The organism is Amycolatopsis tolypomycina (genome assembly GCF_900105945.1).
In the GTDB taxonomy this organism is placed as follows: domain Bacteria; phylum Actinomycetota; class Actinomycetes; order Mycobacteriales; family Pseudonocardiaceae; genus Amycolatopsis; species Amycolatopsis tolypomycina.
Genome location: NZ_FNSO01000004.1, coordinates 5,489,218 through 5,507,217 on the forward strand (window position 1 = coordinate 5,489,218; position 18,000 = coordinate 5,507,217).

At 72.0% G+C, this 18,000-nt stretch carries 17 protein-coding genes; 10 read left to right on the forward strand and 7 right to left on the reverse strand.

Going from position 1 to position 18,000, the window contains the following annotated elements; all coding sequences use genetic code 11:
• The first annotated feature begins 54 nt into the window (after window positions 1-54).
• The 3 genes from BLW76_RS34615 to BLW76_RS34625 are packed head-to-tail and all read left to right on the forward strand — an operon-like array spanning window position 55 to window position 4,147.
• Window positions 55-1,329 carry a DUF58 domain-containing protein gene (locus BLW76_RS34615; RefSeq protein ID WP_091315492.1) on the forward strand — a complete coding sequence of 425 codons (1,275 nt, stop codon included), beginning with the start codon at window positions 55-57 and terminating at the stop codon, window positions 1,327-1,329.
• Window positions 1,326-1,565 (forward strand): hypothetical protein, encoded by a 240-nt coding sequence (locus BLW76_RS34620; protein WP_091315494.1) that lies wholly within the window; start codon window positions 1,326-1,328, stop codon window positions 1,563-1,565. Before BLW76_RS34615 ends, BLW76_RS34620 begins: the two co-directional genes overlap by 4 nt.
• Entirely contained in the window at window positions 1,562-4,147 is a 2,586-nt protein-coding gene (locus BLW76_RS34625) for a transglutaminase TgpA family protein (RefSeq protein WP_091315497.1), read from the forward strand. Before BLW76_RS34620 ends, BLW76_RS34625 begins: the two co-directional genes overlap by 4 nt.
• Window positions 4,148-4,465: 318 nt before the next feature.
• Here the strand turns inward: BLW76_RS34625 and BLW76_RS34630 are convergent, their stop codons facing one another.
• The 3 genes from BLW76_RS34630 to BLW76_RS34640 form a co-directional block, all read right to left on the reverse strand.
• Window positions 4,466-4,867, reverse strand: a complete 402-nt coding sequence (locus tag BLW76_RS34630) for a DUF3040 domain-containing protein (protein ID WP_091315500.1) — start codon at window positions 4,865-4,867, stop codon at window positions 4,466-4,468.
• A gap of 266 nt (window positions 4,868-5,133) precedes the next feature.
• Window positions 5,134-6,348, reverse strand: coding sequence for a DNA polymerase IV (gene dinB, locus BLW76_RS34635; RefSeq protein WP_091315502.1), 1,215 nt, complete (start codon window positions 6,346-6,348; stop codon window positions 5,134-5,136).
• Between the two features lie 148 nt (window positions 6,349-6,496).
• Window positions 6,497-7,222 carry a methyltransferase domain-containing protein gene (locus BLW76_RS34640; protein ID WP_091315504.1) on the reverse strand — a complete coding sequence of 242 codons (726 nt, stop codon included), beginning with the start codon at window positions 7,220-7,222 and terminating at the stop codon, window positions 6,497-6,499.
• A gap of 106 nt (window positions 7,223-7,328) precedes the next feature.
• Between BLW76_RS34640 and BLW76_RS34645 the strand changes: the two genes are divergently transcribed.
• From BLW76_RS34645 to BLW76_RS34665, 5 genes are all read left to right on the forward strand, one after another.
• Window positions 7,329-8,231 carry a ParA family protein gene (locus BLW76_RS34645; protein WP_091320231.1) on the forward strand — a complete coding sequence of 301 codons (903 nt, stop codon included), beginning with the start codon at window positions 7,329-7,331 and terminating at the stop codon, window positions 8,229-8,231.
• A 3-nt stretch (window positions 8,232-8,234) separates the two neighbouring features.
• A complete protein-coding gene (locus tag BLW76_RS34650; RefSeq protein WP_091315506.1) occupies window positions 8,235-9,044 on the forward strand; it encodes a DNA-formamidopyrimidine glycosylase family protein in 810 nt (269 codons plus the stop codon).
• A 125-nt stretch (window positions 9,045-9,169) separates the two neighbouring features.
• Window positions 9,170-10,216, forward strand: coding sequence for an adenosine deaminase (add, locus tag BLW76_RS34655; RefSeq protein ID WP_091315509.1), 1,047 nt, complete (start codon window positions 9,170-9,172; stop codon window positions 10,214-10,216).
• A 367-nt stretch (window positions 10,217-10,583) separates the two neighbouring features.
• The gene (locus tag BLW76_RS34660) at window positions 10,584-11,144 is read left to right on the forward strand and encodes a GNAT family N-acetyltransferase (protein WP_091315512.1); all 561 of its coding nucleotides are present in this window, start codon (window positions 10,584-10,586) and stop codon (window positions 11,142-11,144) included.
• 66 nt (window positions 11,145-11,210) lie between these two features.
• Window positions 11,211-12,242 (forward strand): quinone-dependent dihydroorotate dehydrogenase, encoded by a 1,032-nt coding sequence (locus tag BLW76_RS34665; RefSeq protein WP_091315514.1) that lies wholly within the window; start codon window positions 11,211-11,213, stop codon window positions 12,240-12,242.
• Here the strand turns inward: BLW76_RS34665 and BLW76_RS34670 are convergent.
• On the reverse strand, window positions 12,214-13,620 hold the full coding sequence (locus BLW76_RS34670; RefSeq protein WP_091315516.1) for an allophanate hydrolase-related protein: 1,407 nt from the start codon (window positions 13,618-13,620) through the stop codon (window positions 12,214-12,216). The genes BLW76_RS34665 and BLW76_RS34670 overlap by 29 nt on opposite strands.
• A 394-nt stretch (window positions 13,621-14,014) precedes the next feature.
• Between BLW76_RS34670 and BLW76_RS34675 the strand changes: the two genes are divergently transcribed.
• Window positions 14,015-14,305, forward strand: coding sequence for a transposase (locus BLW76_RS34675; protein ID WP_091304319.1), 291 nt, complete (start codon window positions 14,015-14,017; stop codon window positions 14,303-14,305).
• Window positions 14,302-15,183 (forward strand): IS3 family transposase, encoded by an 882-nt coding sequence (locus BLW76_RS34680; protein ID WP_091315520.1) that lies wholly within the window; start codon window positions 14,302-14,304, stop codon window positions 15,181-15,183. The genes BLW76_RS34675 and BLW76_RS34680 overlap by 4 nt, the downstream gene beginning before the upstream one ends.
• A 185-nt stretch (window positions 15,184-15,368) precedes the next feature.
• Here BLW76_RS34680 and pspM read toward each other — a convergent pair whose 3' ends face one another.
• The 3 genes from pspM to BLW76_RS34695 all read right to left on the reverse strand — a co-directional run bounded on the left by pspM (window position 15,369) and on the right by BLW76_RS34695 (window position 17,907).
• Complete coding sequence (pspM, locus tag BLW76_RS34685) at window positions 15,369-16,349, reverse strand: phage shock envelope stress response protein PspM (protein ID WP_091315523.1); 981 nt, start codon at window positions 16,347-16,349, stop codon at window positions 15,369-15,371.
• Between the two features lie 23 nt (window positions 16,350-16,372).
• Window positions 16,373-17,215, reverse strand: coding sequence for a PspA/IM30 family protein (locus BLW76_RS34690; RefSeq protein ID WP_091315526.1), 843 nt, complete (start codon window positions 17,213-17,215; stop codon window positions 16,373-16,375).
• A gap of 233 nt (window positions 17,216-17,448) precedes the next feature.
• Window positions 17,449-17,907 (reverse strand): helix-turn-helix domain-containing protein, encoded by a 459-nt coding sequence (locus BLW76_RS34695; RefSeq protein ID WP_043785204.1) that lies wholly within the window; start codon window positions 17,905-17,907, stop codon window positions 17,449-17,451.
• Window positions 17,908-18,000 lie beyond the last annotated feature (93 nt).

An 18,000-nucleotide genomic window follows, 5' to 3' on the forward strand; every position in this document is an offset into this window, starting at 1 on the left:
CTCCGCCACCCGAACCCCCGAAAAATGTCTGTCGCCCAAGGGGAAGAGAACCGCATGCTGCGTGCCCTGTCCGGCCTGACCACCCGCGGCCGCTGCCTCCTGGCCGCGGGGATCGCCGCCGCGGTGTGCTCGTTCGTGCTCGACGAACGCGACTTGCTGCGAGTCGCGATCTTCGTGGTGGCGCTGCCGCTGCTGGTCGCCGCGTTCATCTCGGCGACCCGGCTGCGCATCGGCGCCACCCGCGCGCTGCGCCCGCAACGGGTCGCGGTCGGCGGCAACGGTGAAGTGCAGCTGGAGCTGTGGCGCAGCGGACGGCTGCCCGCCGGCGAAATCCTCCTCGAGGACGGCGTGCCGTACGCGCTGGGCTCGCGGCCGCGGTTCGTCGTCGAGCGCCTCCCGCACGACCGGCGCGTCGCCCTGCGCTACCCGCTGCAGCCGGTGCTGCGCGGGATCCAGCAGGTCGGGCCGCTGCGCGCGACGATCACCGACCCGTTCGGGCTGTGCGAGTTCGAGCGCGAGCTGATCGGGCACTCGCGGCTGGTCGTGGTTCCCCGCGTGGTCGCGCTGTGGGGCCTCCCGAGCGGCGCGGGCATCGGCGTCGGCGACGACGGCACGGTCCGGCTGCACGCCGGCCAGGGCGAGGCCGACGTGATCGTCCGCCAGTACCGCCAGGGCGACGACCTGCGGAAGGTCCACTGGCGCTCGACGGCCCGCCGCGACGAGATCATGGTGCGCGTCGAGGAACGCCCGTGGCGCGGCGGCACGACGGTGCTGCTCGACCACCGGGCGGCCGCCCACCACGGCAGCGGCCCGGCGGCGAGCCTGGAGTGGGCGGTGTCGTTCGCGGCGTCGGCGGCGTTGCACCTGCGCCGCTCCGGCCACCGCGTCCGCCTGGTCACCGAGCACGGAGTGACGCTGGCCGACACCCCGGGCGAGGGCGGCGACCACTACGACCACGTGGTGCTCGACGCCCTGGCGGCGCTGCAGCCGGCACACCAGCGCGACATCACCCTGGCCGGCGACCCGGCCGAGGGCCAGGAGCTGATCGCGGTGCTCGGCACGGTGAGCACGGAGGCGGTGCACGAGCTGACCCAGTACCGCCCTCGCGGGATCCGGAGCCTGGCGGTCCTGCTGGACACGCCGACGTGGTCGGCCGGGGTGACGGCCCCAGAGCAGCGAGCGGCGGCAACGGAGGACTCGGCGGCCCTGCTGCGCGCGGCGGGCTGGGGCGTGATCGTCGCAGGGCCGGGGTCGCCGATGCCCCAGGTGTGGGCCGAGCTCTGCCGCAGCGGCGCCCGCCGGGGCACGCTGATCGGCGGGCCGCGATGAGCAGCTTCCGGCCTGGCCACCACCACGAGTCCGGGACCGCACCCGGCCCCACCGGCACCCGCGAGGGCACGCTGATCGGCCGGGCCGCGCCGACCGACACTGCTCGCCGCGACGGCTCCCGCCGGGGCACGCCGATCGGGCGGCCCACGCCAACCGACACCGCACCCCGCCCCACCGGCACCGCGGCCCGCCGCACCGTCACCCGCCCCAGCACCTTCATCGGGGGTTCGCGATGAGCACCGCCGCACCGCCGCGCACGTTCGAGCGGCCGGCTCCGCGTCCGGAACGTCCGCTTTCCGCCTGGCGCAGCAGCGTTCTCGCGCCCGTCGCGGCCGGCGTTGCCACCCTGTGCGCGGCGACCTCCGTCAGCAGCGTGGTCGCCGGGCTGGCCTGGTTCGGCTACCTGTTCGTCGCCGTCCTGCTGATCGGTGCCGCCGGGCTGGCCCTTCGCTCGCTGCAGGTGCCGACCGTCCTGGTCGGCCTCGGGCAGCTGCTCGTCCTGCTCTTCCTCATCACCGGTGCCTTCACCACGCACGGCATCCTGCAGATCATCCCCGGCCCGGAAGCGTTTTCCGAGATCGGCACCACGCTGACGGCCGCCGCCGAGCAGATCCGTGTCGGGCTGCCGCCGGTCGAGGGCAGCCAGCCGATCCTGTGCCTCGTCACCATCCTGATCGGGCTGGTCGCCGTCCTCGTCGACACGCTGACCGTGGCCGCCGCGGCTCCCGCGGCGACCGGGCTCGTGCTGCTCTGCGTCTACGCCGTGCCGGCCGCCTTGAGCGACGAAATGCTGCCGTGGTGGACGTTCCTGCTCGGCGCGGCCGCCTTCGCCGGCCTGCTCGCCGTCGACGGCAACCACCGGCACCGGCGCTGGCGCACCCGGGAAGCGCCGGGCCGCAGCGGCAAGCCGGCCGTGCTGTCCGCGCCGGTCGCGGTCGTCTCCGCGGCCATCGTGCTCGGCCTGCTGGGCGGGGCGATCACGTGGGTCGGCACCGTCGGGAGCATGCCGTTCGGCGGCAAGGGAAACGGCGCCGGCGCGGGCTCCGGCGGCTTCGGCATCCAGCCGTTCACCGAGCTGCGCGGCATGCTCGACCAGGGCGCCGACCGCGAGCTGTTCAAGGTTCGCGGCCTCGGCACCGACCGGCGGCTGATGCGCGCGATGACGCTCGACACCTACTACCCCGACAAGGGCTGGGGCCTGCGCGACGACGGCCGTTCGCAGCAGGGCGTCCCGGTCTCGCCGCAGCTGCCGCCCGCCCCGGGCGACGACGGCACCGGCACCGCGCGCAAGATCGACGTCGAGCCCACGAGCTGGCGCGACAACTGGCTGCCGGTGTACGGCGCGCCGCGCGTGATCGACGGCGCCACCAGCGGCTACCTCTACGACCAGGTCAGCGGCACGGTGTTCACCACCCGCAGCGAGGCGCCGCAGCCGTACACGGAATACGCGTCGCTGAAGGAACCGACGGCCGCGGAGCTGCGCGTGACCCCGCGGGTCAACGACCTGCCGCCGCGCTACACGCAGATCGACCAGGTCGACGAGCGCGTCCGCGCGAAGACCGAGCAGCTGATCGCCGGCGCGTCCAACGACTTCGACAAGGCTTCGGCGATCTGGCGCTACTTCACGGCGCAGAACGGGTTCGTCTACGACACGAAGACAGCGCCCTCGGACGGCGGCGACGCGCTCGCCGACTTCATCCTCAAGGGCAAGCGCGGCTTCTGCGAGCAGTTCGCCTCGGCGATGGGCGTGATGCTGCGGGTGGCGGGCATCCCGTCGCGGGTGGCGATCGGCTTCACCCCGGGCGTGCAGGTCAACGACTACCTGTCGATCAGCACCCAGGACGCGCACGCGTGGGTCGAGGCGTACTTCGGCACCAAGGGCTGGGTGACGTTCGACCCGACGCCCCTGTCCGACGGCCGCGGCATCACCCCGTCGTACCTGCAGGCCGGCCCGCAGGACGGCACCCAGCCGGACGACACCCAGGTGGCGCCGAGCACGGTCCAGTCGAGCGCGGCGCCGACCGGCGTCCCGCGTGACAACGAGCAGAACCTGCCGGCGCAGGCGCCCAAGGACGCCACGGGCAGCGACGAGTGGCTGGTCAACCTCGCCCTGCTGCTCGCCGTGCTCGGCGCGGGGGCGCTGTTCGTGGCGGCGCTGCTGCGCCGGATGCTCGACCGCGAACGCGCGAACGCCCGGAAGTCCGCGCAGCCGGAAACGGCCTCGTCGGCCGGACCGGCACCGGGTGACCGGAGCGAGGGCGCGCTGCTCGTGCGAGCCCCGGCACCGGTCCCCACGGCGACGCCGTCCCGGCCGCAGGCGCTGGTGGGCTGGCTGCCGCTGCTGGCGGTGGGGTTCTGGATCACCGCACTCGGCCTGCTGGCGGCGACGGTGGCCTGGTGGCTGGGGGTGCTGGTGGTGGCCCTGCTGCTCGTGGTGGCCGGCCCGGCCATCGTCCGCGAGGTGGTCCGCCGCCGCCGGCTGCAGCGCATCGTCCAGCAGCAACCGGGCGCGGCCGACGCGGCCTGGGCGGAGCTGCGCGCGGAGTGCGCGGACCGCGGCCTGCCGATCCCGAGCAGCGACACGGTCCGCGTGGCGGGCCAGAAGCTGGCGGCCAAGCACCACCTCGACGACGACGGCCGCGAAGACCTCCGGACGGTCATCGGCGCACTGGAGCGGTCCTGGTACGGCGGAGACGACGCACCTCGGCCGGAGCTCCCGCCCGCCTTCGAAGGAGTGCGGCGGAGCCTGCGCCGCAACGCGCCGCTGTCGTGGAAGGGCAAGCTCTTCCCCCGCTCGGTCTTCCGCAGCCGCACCTGACCCACGCGGCCCGTGCGCCAACGGGCATCACGCGTGCTTGGCGAGGCATCACGCGAGTCCCGGGCTGAAGCACGCGAGTCCCGGGCTCAATCACGCGAGTCCCGAGCTTGATCACGCGAGTCCCGGGCCCAATCACGCGAGTCACGGGGCTGGGCACGCGGGTTCGAGCCTCGCAGGCCGCGGGTCACCCGTGTGGGGGTCACCCGCTGTCACTGCGGCCGACCACGGCCATCCAGCGGCGGCGGGCGGGTGGTTGAGCACACAAGAAGATCCGCGTCCCTCCGTTCGGCGGGACGCGGATCTCGTCGTCGTGCGGCGCTACTGTTCCTCGAAGCGCTGGCGGAAGCGCTCTTCCATCCTCTGGGTGAAGGAACTCCGGCGGCCTGCTTGCTTGCCGCCCGGTCCTTGCCCACCGCCCTTGCCGTCTCCGTCGGCGCCGTGCCGAATCGATGTGACGGCCATCATGACTCCGAAGAACATCACGAGGAACCCGAGCACGCTGATCAGCGGGATGTCGGCCACCCGGAACTGCGGCACCACCACGCCCAGCACCAGCAGGGCCACGCCCACTACGAACAGGGCAATGCCCTGAATACGCCGTCGGCGAGCGGGGCGACGCAACCGGGTGCCACGCACCGTGGATGCGAACTTGGGGTCCTCGGCATAGAGCTCGCGCTCGATCTGATCGAGCAGCCGCTGCTCATGCTCGGAGAGTGGCATCTTTCCTCCTCCGGCACAGCTGTCGCGGGCGCCGGGCCGCGCAACGTCCTGGACCCAACAGCCAACCCCAGGCGGGGTGGCACTGTCCAGGATACGAGGCCCGCGCCCGCACGACTACCCGATCCCGCATCCAGAAGGGATCGAATTGGGCTAAATCGAGCCGGGCGGGCGTTGCAGACGGTCACCGTCACAGATCGTGACCATATTGCCGCCAACTCGCCGTTGTGAGGGAACGCCGCGAGCCTCGACCATCACCGCCCGTGCCGTCACCCCTCTTTCGGCCCCAGTAACGACGCCGGCCGCACCGCCGCCGAGCCGAACTTCGACCGCGCGACGTCGGCCGCCACCTCCGCGTCCCGCCAGCGCGGTGCCGGCGAGTCGAACACCAGCTGCTCCCCCGCCTCCCCCGTGTCGAGCCCTTCGACGCGGACGCCGATCAGCCGCACCGCCCCGGTCGGCGCGTGCTCGGTGAGCAGCGCCACGGCCACCGCGTGGATCTCGCGCGCCACGTCCGTCGGCGAGACCAGCGTGCGGGCCCGGGTGATCGTGCGGAAGTCCGCGAACCGCACCTTGATCGACACCGTCCGGCCGCGCACGCCCCGCTCCCGCAGCGTCGCCCCCACCCGCGAGGACAGCCGCAGCAACTCGAGCCCGAGCGCAGCCCGGGAATGCAGGTCGACGTCGAAGGTGTGCTCCGCGCCGATCGACTTCTCCGGCGAATCGACCACCACCGGGCGCTCGTCCACGCCGTGCGCGAGCCGGTACAGGTGCTCGCCCACCGCGACCCCCAGCGACTTCTTCAGCCGCTCCGGCGGGAACGCGGCGACGTCGGCGATCGTGGCCAGGCCCAGGCGCCGCAGGTGCTCCTCGGTCCGCGCGCCGACGCCCCACAGCGCCGACACCGGCAGCGGGTGCAGGAACGCCAGTGTCTCCGCCGCGGGCACCACGACCATGCCGTCCGGCTTCGCCATGCCCGACGCCAGCTTCGCGACGAACTTGACCTTCGCCACCCCCACCGAGCAGGTGATCCCGTGCTCGGCCGCGACCCGCGCGCGGATCTCCGCACCCAGCGACGCCGGTGTCGCGCCCAGCCGCCGCAACGCCCCGCTGACGTCCAGGAACGCTTCGTCGAGGCTGAGCGGCTCGACCAGCGGCGTCAGCTCGCGGAAGATCTCCATCACCCCGCGGGACACCGAGCCGTACAGCCCGGACGTCGGCGGGATGTTGATCAGGTGCGGGCACAGCCGCTTCGCCGTCGAGAACGGCATGGCCGAGCGCACGCCGAACCTGCGCGCCGGGTAGTTCGCCGCGGCCACGACGGCCCGCGGCCCGCCCCCGGACACCACGACCGGCTTGTCCGCCAGCTCGGGCCGGGTCCGCAGCTCGACCGACACGAAGAACGCGTCCATGTCGACGTGCAGCAGCCCGCAGCCGGTGTCGTCCGGCACCGGCTCACCCGGCCGGACGCGGAACCGGCCCATTCCGCCCGGTAGTTCAGCATTTCGCCCCACACCGAGGACGCTACCGGCCACCACCGACATTTTTCGGGGGTTCGGGTGGCGGAGCCCCCGACCTGGGGCGAAGCCCCAGTTGTCACCGACAGTTTTGGGCAAAGAGCGAAACCGCAGGTCAGGCCGGGCGTGCGACCGCGTGCAGCCGTCCCGCGACGTCCCGCAGCGCCGGCGTGCCCGCCGCGACCTGTTCGAACTCCGCCAGCTCGTCGTCCCGGACGTCGCCGGAGACCAGGTCCGCGATCACCCGGTCGCCCTGCAGCAGCGTGACTTCCAGGCCGGCGGCCTCCAGGTCGGCGCGCAGCCCGGCGGCGGAGAAGCGGCGCAGCACCGTGTCGCCCGCGACGACCCCGTCGGCGCTCTCGAGCAGCCGTCGCGCCTCGCCGACCCGGCCCGCGAGCGCGCGGTGGAACACGGCCGCGTGCCGGTTCGCCACCAGCACCGACACCGCGCCGCCGGGCGCGACCGCCGTGGCCAGCGCCGAAAGCACCGCGGCCGGGTCGTCGACGATCTCCAGCAGCCCGTGCGCCAGCACCAGGTCGGCCGACCCGGCCGGGACGTGCCTGCCGAGCGCGTCGGCGTCGTCCGCGACCACCGTGATCAGCTCGGAGACGCCTTCCTCCTCGGCGCGCCGCTGCAGCGTGGCCAGCGCGTTCGGGCTCGGCTCGACGACCGTCACCCGGCAGCCCGCGGCCGCGAACGGCACCGCCCAGCCACCGCTGCCGCCGCCCACGTCGACGACGCGGGGCTGCTCGGCACCCCGGGCGCGAGCGGCTTTCAGCTCGGCCTCGAGCACCCGGCGGACGGCGCCCGAACCCCGGGCGGCCACGGTCTCCGTCTTCATGTCGCACAGGGTAGTGCCCGCCCCCGCCCGCCCCCCGGCCTCCTCCCTTCGAGTGAACGGCCCTTGCCCGGCAGCGCCGCCCGCCCGCACCCGTAGGCTGGTGAACGTGCACACGGTCGCCGTACTCAGCCTCAAGGGAGGCGTCGGCAAGACGACGGTCGCTCTCGGTATCGCGTCCGCCGCCTTGCGTAGGGGCACGCGGACGCTGGTGGTCGACCTCGACCCGCAGGGCAACGCCACCACCTCGCTCGACCCGCCCTACACCGACGCCACCCTCGCGGACGTGCTCGAGACCCCGACCCGCGAGACGCTGGAACGCGCGATCGCCCCGAGCGTGTGGAGCGAGGACGTCGACGTCCTCGTCGGCACCGAAGAGCTGGAGCTGCTCAACGACCCGGACGCCGACAGCGAGCGCCTGGCGAACTTCTCGCGCGCGCTCGACGAGCTGCACCGCACGCCGCTGCGCGAAACGCCGTACGAGCTGGTGATCCTGGACTGCCCGCCGTCGCTGGGCCGGCTGACGAAGTCGGCGCTGGTCGCCGCGGACAGCGCGCTGATCGTCACCGAGCCGACGATGTACGCCGTGGCCGGCGCGCACCGCGCCCTGGAGGCGATCGAAAAGATCCGCAAGGAGCTCAACCCGGACCTGCGCCCGATCGGCGTCCTGGTCAACAAGCTGCGGGTGCGGTCCTACGAGCACCAGTTCCGGATCGCCGAGCTGCGCGAGAACTTCGGCTCCCTGGTGATGCCGACGGCGATCACCGACCGGCTCGCGGTGCAGCAGGCCCAGGGCGCGTGCAGCCCGATCCACGAGTGGCACTCGCCGGGCGCCCAGGAGATCGCGCTGACGTTCAACATGGTGCTGGCGAAGATCCTGCGCTCCAACCGGGCGGGCCGGCACCGCATCGCCGGCGAGGACGCCGAGGGCCCGGACTGGCCCGAAGGCCCGGCGCCGGAGACCCCCGAGGCCCCGGACACGCCGGCCGAGGTGTCCGAATCCGCGGGGTGAGCCGTGCCCGAAGGTGACACCGTCTTCCTGGTCGCCCAGCGTTTCGCGAACGCGCTGACCGGGAAGACGTTGCTGCGCGGCGATTTCCGCGTGCCCCAATTGGCCACTGTGGACCTTTCCGGGCGCGAGGTGCTCGGCGTCGGCACGGTGGGCAAGCACCTGTTCACCCGCTTCTCCGGCGACCTGACGCTGCATTCCCACCTGATGATGGACGGCATGTGGGACGTCTACCCGGCCGGCGCGAAGTGGCGGCGTCCCGGCCACCACGCGCGCGTGATTCTCACCGCGGCCGACGTCCAGGTGATCGGGTTCCGGGTCCACGACCTGAAGTTCGTGGCCACGAGCAAGGAAACCGGCCTCGTCGCCCACCTCGGGCCGGACCTGCTCGATCCGAAGTGGACGGACGAGCACCTCGAGCGGGCGGTCGCGAACCTCACCGCCGACCCGGCCCGCGAACTCGGCCTCGCACTGCTCGACCAGCGCGTGATGGCGGGCGTCGGGAACCTCTACAAGTGCGAAATCGCCTTCCTGCTCGGGGTGACGCCGTGGACGCCGGTGTCCGAAGTGGACGCCGGACGCACGGTCGCGCTGGCCCGCAAGCTGTTGCTGGCCAACGCTCTCGCCGGGCGCTTCGACCAGAGCACCACCGGCCACCTCGACCGCAACCGCAAGAACTGGGTGTACGAGCGCACCCGCCAGGGCTGCTTCCGCTGCGGCGGCAAGCTCCTGGTGCGCACGCAGGGCCACGACGTCCAGCGGCGGCCGACGTGGTTCTGCCCGAAGGACCAGACAGGCCCGTACCCGGCGCAGTAAGCTGGGACACGTGACGACGTTCAAGCTCCCGCTCTACGGGGCCGACACCGAACGCGGCGACCTCGCTCCCTGAGCCGCGCGCTCCTTCCGTCACCTTCTCCGCAAGAGCAACAGGGAGCTCAGTCATGCCCGGAATCCTGACCGGGCAGGCGCTGCGCGCGTTCGCGCACGCCCTGCCCAAGGTCGAACTGCACGTCCACCTGGTCGGCTCGGCGAGCCTGCCGACCGTGCTGGAGCTGGCCCGGCGCCGCCCGTCCGCCGGGGTCCCCACCGACGAACGCGCGCTCGCGGAGTTCTTCACCTTCCGCGACTTCGCCCACTTCCTCACCGTGTACCTCGCGGTCACCTCGCTGGTGCGCGATCGCCACGACATCCACACGCTCGTCACAGGGCTGGCGGCGGACCTCGCCGCGCACCACTGCCGCTACGCCGAAGTCACCGTGACACCGTACAACCACCTGCTCGACGGCATGTCCGGCGACGACCTGCTGGCCGGGCTCGAAACCGGCCGGGCCCGCGCTGCCGAGCTGGGCGTGGAACTGGCCTGGTGTTTCGACATTCCGGGCGAAAAGGGCATCCGAGCCGGGCAGGAGACGCTCGTGTTCGCGCTGCGCGAACGTCCCGACGGCCTGGTCTCGTTCGGGCTCGGCGGCCCGGAGCTCGGCGTCGGGCGCGCGCAGTTCGAGCCGTTCTTCACGCGGGCGCGGGAAGCCGGGCTGCACAGCGTCCCGCACGCCGGCGAGACCACCGGCCCGGCCACGATCTGGTCGGCGCTGCACGACCTCGGCGCCGAGCGGATCGGCCACGGCACCAGCTGCGCGGCCGACCCGGCGCTGCTCGAACACCTTGCGGCACAACGGATCCCGCTCGAAGTGTGCCCGACGTCGAACGTGCGGACCGGCCAGGTCGCGGACCTCGCGGCACACCCGGTGCGCCGCATGCTGGACCACGGCGTCGTGGTGACGCTCAACACCGACGACCCGCCGATGTTCGGTGCCACGCTCACCGGCGAGTACGTCGCCGTCGCCGAGACCCTGGGCCTCACCGCGGCCGAGCTGGCCCGGCTCGCGGAGAACGCCGTCGACGCCTCCTTCCTTGACGAGCAGCGGAAAGCCGGTCTGCGGAGTGAGATCCGGGAAATGACGTTGCACGGCACGGCCGACTTCACCTAGCGTGGCAGTACACGAGAAAGGAGGTGGTCCTAAGTTGTATTCCAACAGGACTCGTGAGGTGGCTGTCCGCTAGCGGATGGCACGTGAAGGACTTTGAGCAGCGATACAACCGAGCCACCTTCGGCTCATCGCCTGCTTCACGTGGTGCCTGATAGCGAATACCAGGCAGCCACCGTGCCCCCGGGGCTCCCGAGCACCAGTCCGGCTCGGGCTCAGGCGTTTGACGGCGCTTGAGAGCAACCCCGGGGGTCCCTTTATTTCGCTCATCTGTGCAGCTGGTGCCACCGGGCGTAGCAAGACGACCGTCCGGCGATCAGTGTTTCGGTGTCCTGTCCCCCGAACGGCTGACGCTCGCTAGCCTGGAGGCATGCTCAGGCCCGACTACCCGATCACCACGGCCCGGCTGATCCTGCGCCCGTTCACGCCCGGCGACCTCGACGCGTTGAACTCCTTCCAGTCCCGCGCCGACGTCGCCCGCTACCTGTACTGGGGGCCGCGCAGCCGCGCCGAGTCGGCGGCCGCGCTCGCGAAGCGCGTGCATAGCTCGACGTTGACGAAGGAAGGGCAGTTCCTGGCCGTGGCGGTCGAACTGGCCGCGACCGGCCGGCTGATCGGCGACCTGAACCTCGAGTGGCTGAGCGCCGAACACCGCCAGGGCGAGATCGGGTTCGTCTTCCACCCCGACCACCACGGCAAGGGCCTGGCCGCCGAGGCGACCACCGAGCTGCTGCGTCTGGGCTTCGAAGACCTGGGGCTGCACCGCATCATCGGCCGCTGCGACGGCCGGAACACCGCGTCCGCCGCGCTCATGGAACGCCTCGGCATGCGCCGGGAGGCGCACCTCAAGGAAAACGAGATCGTCAAGGGCGAGTGGACCGACGAGCTGATCTACGCGATGCTCGAGGACGAGTGGAAGGACCGCCCTTAGTGGGCACTTTCACGTGAAAGTGCCCGCTCGGGTAGCGGCGCGCGGGTGGTTTGGCAGCATAGGGGCGTGTTCTTCGACAAGATCGTCCGCCCGGCGCTGTACCGGCTGTCCGCCCACGACCCCGAGCTGGTGCACGAGCGCACGATCGCCGTCCTCGCTCGGCTCGGCAGGTTCGCCCCCCGCGGCGTTCTGCGTGTCGACGACCCGGCGACCCTGCTGGGTCTGCGGTTCCCCAACCGCGTCGGCCTGGCCGCCGGGATGGACAAGAACGGCCGCGCGCTGCCGGCGTGGGCCGCGCTCGGCTTCGGGTTCGTCGAGGTCGGCACCGTGACGCGGCTGGCCCAGCCGGGCAACCCGAAGCCGCGGCTGTTCACCCTGCCCGCCAGCGACGCGATCATCAACCGCATGGGCTTCAACAACGACGGCGCTTCGGCGCTCGCGGCGAAGCTCGCCCGCGACGGGAAACCGGGTGTGCCGCTGGGGATCAGCATCGGCAAGTCGAAGGTGACGCCGCTCGAAGACGCCGTCGAAGACTACCGGTTCTCGCTGCGCGCGCTCCACCCGTACGCGGACTACTTCGCGATCAACGTCAGCTCGCCGAACACCCCGGGGCTGCGGCAGCTGCAGGACCGCACGGCGTTGGCCGAACTGCTCGGCGAGCTGCGTTCGACGTCGCTCGAGCTCGCCGGCGCGAAGAATCCGACGCCGGTGCTGGTGAAGGTCGCCCCCGACCTCACCGACGACGCGCTGGCCGAGCTGCTGGAAGTCGCGCTCGAGCACGGCGTCGCCGGGATCATCGCCACGAACACGACGTTGTCCCGCGACGGCGTCGCCGCAGCGGAAAGCGGCCTGGCCGGACAGGCGGGAGGACTGTCCGGCCGGCCGCTGACCACCCGCGCGGCCGAGGTCGTGCGGTTCGTGCACGACCACACCGGCGGGCGCCTGCCGATCATCGGCGTCGGCGGCATCACGGGCCCGGACGACGCCATCCGGCTCGTCGACGCCGGCGCGTCGCTCGTACAGCTCTACACGGGCTTCGCGTTGCACGGGCCGGGCCTGGTGCGCCGCGTCAGCCGGGGTCTCGCGGCCCGGCGGTAGAGGCGAACCGGACGTACCCGCGCCAGGACTCGTAGCGGTCCAGACCTGGTCCCTCCGCGGCGAGGCATCGGACGGCCAGGGGCGCGGTGCCGTCGTCCAGCACGACGCGGTCGAGCACGAACGGCTCCTTCAGCGTCGCCGCGAACCGTTCGAACGCGGCCGGGGACAGGCGCCAGCGCTCGCCGTCGAGGGTCGTGGTGCCTTCGAGGACGCCCGGCTGCGGCGGTTCGGTGTCCAGGAGCACCAGCCGGTAGGCGTCGGTGGTCCGGACCGGCCCGGTGAAGCGGGCGCCGAGCTCGACGAGGTCGGCGTTGAGCGGCTGGCCGCGCAGGTGCGCGCCGAACACGACGACGTCCTCGCCCGGCTCCGGGTAGGGCGTCATCGGCTCGTCCGTGCAGACGGTCGCGAGGTCGAGGGCGATCTGGTCCTCGAACGCCCGCGTCAGGAAGGTGACGCCGAACGGGCGGCGGTCGCCGGGCAGCACCGGGACGGTGACCGCGGCCAGGTCGAGGAGGTTCGCGAAGGCCGTGCAGGAGGCCAGGCGGTGCCCCACGCCGACCGGGTCGGCCAGCGCTTCGGCGATCCCCGGGTGCTCCGGCACGGTCGGCACGATGAGCGCGTCGAAGCCGTCGAAACCCCGCTCGGGCAGGGAGATCGGGGTGAGCACGGCACCCGCCGCGGTCAGCCGGGCGACGACGATGTCGAGCGCGATGCGCGCCGCCTCGCCGAGCGGCAGGCCGGTGGGGTAGGCGATCCGCGGGTGCTCGCCCGCGCCGAGGCGGACGTCGGCGGGCCAGGTCCGGTCGCCGCCGGTCATCAGCGTGAGCGCGCGGTGGGCCGCGACCAGGCCCTTCGCGTACACGGAGACGGTGTCGGCGGCCGGCAGCAGGCCGCGCGTCGGCTTCACGGCGGCGACGGCGTTCAGCGCGGCCGGGACGGCGCCCCCGGTGCTCAGCGCCAGGTCGACGACGCCGAGCGCGACGGCGACCGCCGCGCCGTTGCCGCCGGCCTTGGTGCGGTCCCAGGCCCCGGAGATCGGGGCGGTACCGGTCTTGCCGAGCACGACGGCACCGGCGGCGGTGAGCCGGCCGACGACCGGGGCGCTGGTCTCCGGGACGGCGTGGCCGGACGGCTGCCCGGCGACGTCGATCAGGTTCTGGACGGCGATGACCGTGCCGGCCAGCGGGAGGTCTTCGCCGGCTTTGACGCGTTCGTCGACGGCCTTGGCGTCGACGAGGACGTCTTCGACGGCGCGGAGGGTGGTCCAGAGTTCGGGACGGCCGGCTTCGGTGAGGCGTTCGAAGGCCGCGATGACGCGCTGGGAGGCGGTGGGCGGGGTGATCGGCACGGGGTCCGGGTCCGGCGGGAGCGTGTTCACGGGGCGTCCTTTCCTCGGCGGTCGAGAAAGTCCACTGTGTACGGTCGGCGCCGTCGAACCTCAGTCCACGGCGGGCCTCCCGGCGAGTGACACCTCGGCATGCATGACAGAAACGTTAGGGCGCGGACGTTTCCGTAGCCATCAGTTTCCGATTACGCGCGGGTTTCGGCACCGGGAGGTGAACAGGGCGCGACGCCGCGGTGAAACGCACGATCACGCACGCCGCGTGACGACGAGCCGGTACCCCCGGACGGCGGCACCCGAACGGCCGAGTTTCGAATCCCAATGGCCCAGCGAAGCCCGGATCTGCGTGATGGAGCCCGGAACTCGTGGAGTTGCCCCGTGGGGCCGGACACCTTGATTCCAGACAGTGGTCTGGAGGGAGGATGTCCTGATGTCTTCCAGGTCGAAATATCCGGAGCAGTTCCGACGGGACGCGGTCGAGCTGGTCAACTCGAGTGACCGTCCGTTGCGGCAGATCGCCCGCGAACTAGGGGTCAACCACGAGACCCTGCGGGCGTGGGTCAACACCGCCAAGCAGGCCGCCGAGGCCGGGCCGCCGGCAGAAGACCCGGCGGAGGCCCTGGAGGTGACGCGGTTGCGGAAGCAGGTCGCTGAGCTGCAGAAAGAGAAGGAGATCCTGCGGAAAGCGGCCGCCTATTTTGCGCGCGAGATGGATCGATGACCTACCGCTACCGGTTCATCTCCGAACACCGCGCCATCTACGGCGTCAAGCGGTTGTGCCAGGTCCTGGGCCTGCGCCGGCAAGGCTTCCACGAATGGGTCGCCGCCGAAGCAGCCCGGATCCGCCGGGCGGAGGCCGAGGCCGAGCTGGTCAGGCTGATCACCGAGATCCATGCCGAACACCAGGGTGCCTACGGCGTCCCCCGTGTCACCGCCGAACTGCACCGCCGCGGGATCGTGGTGAACCACAAGCGGGTCGAGCGGCTCATGCGCGCACACGGCCTGGCCGGGATCACCCGCCGCAAACGCCGCACCACCACCCGGCCTGCGGCCGGCCCGGTCACCCCAGCACAGGACCTGATCCGCCGCGACTTCACCGCCGAGAAACCCGGGACACGGCTGGTCGGGGACATCACCTGCCTGCCCACCTTCGAGGGCTGGCTCTACCTGGCCACCGTCATCGACCTGCACACCCGGGAGGTCGTCGGTCACGCCATGGCCGACCACATGCGCACCGACCTGGTCTGCGACGCCATCGACCTGGCCACCGCCCGCGGTCTTGTCCAGCCCGATGCGGTGTTTCACAGCGACCGCGGCGTCCAATACACGAGCAGCCAGTTCCGGGCCGCCCTCGCCGAGCACCGGATCCGCCCGTCGGTCGGGCGGGTGGGGTCCTGCTACGACAACGCCGTCGCCGAAGCCTTCTTCGCCACATTGAAGACCGAAATCGGTGTCTCGATCTGGCGCACCCGCGCCGAGGCGCGCCAGGACGTGTTCACCTGGCTGCGCTACTACAACCACAACCGGCTGCACTCAACGGTCGGGCACAACACCCCAGCCGAAGCCCGAACCAGCTACCCTCAGGCCCTGGCTGCCTGAAAACCCCGTGTCCGCCTCACCGGGGCAACTCCACTCGCGTGATTGGAGGGTCGACTCGCGTGATTAGAGGGTCGACACGCGTGATCCGGAGGTCGACACGCCGCGCAGAGGGCCGGTTCGCCGTGTCGACCCTTCAATCACGCGTGTCGTCGCTTCAATCACGCGTGTCGACCTGCGGATCACGGTCAGGAGAGTTCGCGGAGGGCCATGGCGAGGCCGGCGAGGCGGTCGGTGGCGTCGGTGAGGGCCTGCTTGGAGGTGACCAGGCCGTCGTCGGCGGCGGCGACCGTGTGGCCGGCCGCGGCGACCAGGCCGCGGTAGCCCTCGAGGCCGTCGTCGAGCTGCTCGCGGAGCTTGCGGACCGCGGCGTCGAGCGCTGCTTGCTCGCGGGCGGGTGCCGAGTCGCGGCCGCGCTCGATCGCCTGGATGCGGGCCGCCAGGCCGCGGAGGGCGGCGGCCGCCTCGGTCGCCGTCTGGCGGGCGTCCGCGACGGACACCTCCGAGACCGGCGGCGTGCCCACCGAGGACGGCACCGAAAGCTGGCGCAGCAGCTCGCTCAGCGACGCTTCGCACTCGGCGAGCCGTTCCATCGGCTCGCGGGCCGCCGAGCGGGCGGGCGGCAGCGGTGGCGGGCCTGCTGGGGCCGCCGGGATCGGGGTGCGCTTGAGTTCGCGCAGCTTCATGCCGGACCGGACGCTGAACGTGCCGAAGATGACGACCCCGGCGAACGACGTGATCGCCTGCGGCATCATCGCCGCGTGGGTCGGGCTGATCCAGCCCAGGGCGGCCGCCACGGTGACGACGCCGCACAGGATCGTCAGGATGATCCACAGCGTCAGGGCGCGGGACGTGCGGCGCTTGCGGCGTTCGAGCTTCGCGGCCGGGTGGTTCCAGCGGTCCCACTTGGCCCGGGCCTCGGCGAACGCCGGGACCTGGTTCGCCACGGACGACAACGACGCCGTGACGTCGGGCCGCCGGACCGGCGGCCGTTGCAAGGGGTTGGGACGTGCGGGCTTCCCGCCGGCCTGGTCGGCCGGCGGGAAGTACTTCTGCACCTTCTGGAGCTTTTCCTGGGCGCGCACGGCGTAGTCGGGCAGCTTCTCGATGTGCTTCTCCAGCTTCGCGCTCAGCTCGCCGAAGTCACGCCGCCTGCCCTGCTGCGCCATGGTGCTCGCCCCCTCTGGAGTCGTCAGGCCGGGTTCTTGCCCTGCTCGGCCTGCACGCGCGCCTGGATCTCGCGCTGGATGTCGGCCGAGCTGCTCGCGGGCTGCTGGGCCGTCTTGCCGCCGTCGGTGACCTGCGCGACCGAGTCGCCCCGCATCGACGCGCGGATCTGCTCGAGCCGCGAGTGGCCGGCCAGCTGCGTGGTGGAGGCCTGGACCTCCATCATGCGCCCCTGAACCGAGTTCTGGGCGAGCTCCGCCTGGCCGAGAGCCGTGGTGTAGCGCTTCTCGATCTTGTCGCGGACCTCTTCCAGCGACGGCGTGTTGCCCGGCGCGGCCAGCTGGCTCATCTGGTTGAGCGAAGCGGAGACCTGCTCCTGCATCTTCGCCTGCTCCAGCTGCGAGAGCAGCTTGGTGCGCTCGGCCAGCTTCTGCTGCAGCATCTGCGAGTTGCGCTCGACGGCCTGCTTCGCCTGCGCCGCGGCCTGCAGCGACTGGTCGTGCAGCGTCTTCAGGTCCTCGATGTTCTGCTCGGCCGTGACGAGCTGCGTCGCGAAGCTCTCCGCGGCGTTCTCGAACTCGACGGCCTTCTGCTCGTCACCCTTGCTGCGGGCTTCGTCCGCGAGGACGAGCGCCTGCCGGGTCGAGGCCTGCAGCTTCTCGACGTCGCCGAGCTGCCGGTTGAGCTTCATCTCCAGCTGCCGCTGGTTGCCGATCACGGAGGCGGCCTGCTGCGTCAGCGCCTGGTGGTTGCGCTGCGCCTCCTCGATGGCCTGCTGGATCTGTACCTTCGGGTCGGCGTGCTCGTCGATCTTCGACGAGAACGCCGCCATCATGTACTTCCAGAACTTCACGAACGGGTTGGCCATCTCCTCCGCCTGCCTTCTTGCGTCCCACGGGCCTAGGTACTCGGGGTGTGGGGCGTCGCTCCCCTGCTGCCTGTTCAACGCACCAACCCCGGCGTCGGGTTCCATCGTGTCAGGTCGGCCACGTCCATTCCAGGCGACCCGGCCGAATTCAGGGATCCCCCCGATCACTACCCGTAGACAACGCCGACGGCCCCGGGCGGGTTGCCCGGGGCCGTCGGACTTCTGCGCTGGGTCTACGCAGCGATGGTCGACGCCAGCTTGGGCTGGCCGATCGTCGTGCGCAGCGTCGTGTTCATCCGCGGTGCCGGGGAAACCCGCAGGTCGGCGAGGTCGTTGCCGATCAGCTCGGACATCAGGCGGCCGCCTTCGATGCCGGCTGCCGAGGCCTCGGCGCCCCGCTTCTCCCGGGGTGCGCCCTCCACGATCCGCTCGTCGACCGGTGCGACCTCGACGTTGTCGAGGGCCGAAACGTCCGCCGCCACGTTGTGCAGCAGCTCGCCGAGCGGAAGGTCCAGGGCCTGGCAGATGGACGCGAGCAGCTCGCTCGACGCCTCTTTCTGACCCCGCTCCACCTCCGAGAGGTAGCCGAGGCTGACCCTGGCGGCGCGGGAGATGTCGCGCAGCGTACGACGCTGGTTGGTGCGGGCATGACGGAGCCGATCACCGATCGCCTCACGCAACAGCACGGTCATCACGCGCCTCCCTTCCGAACAAGTACCCCCTACGTTACCCAGAGCGGCGCCCCGGGCGCAGGAGTTGGTGTGCGCGTACGCCAAGGGCGAACG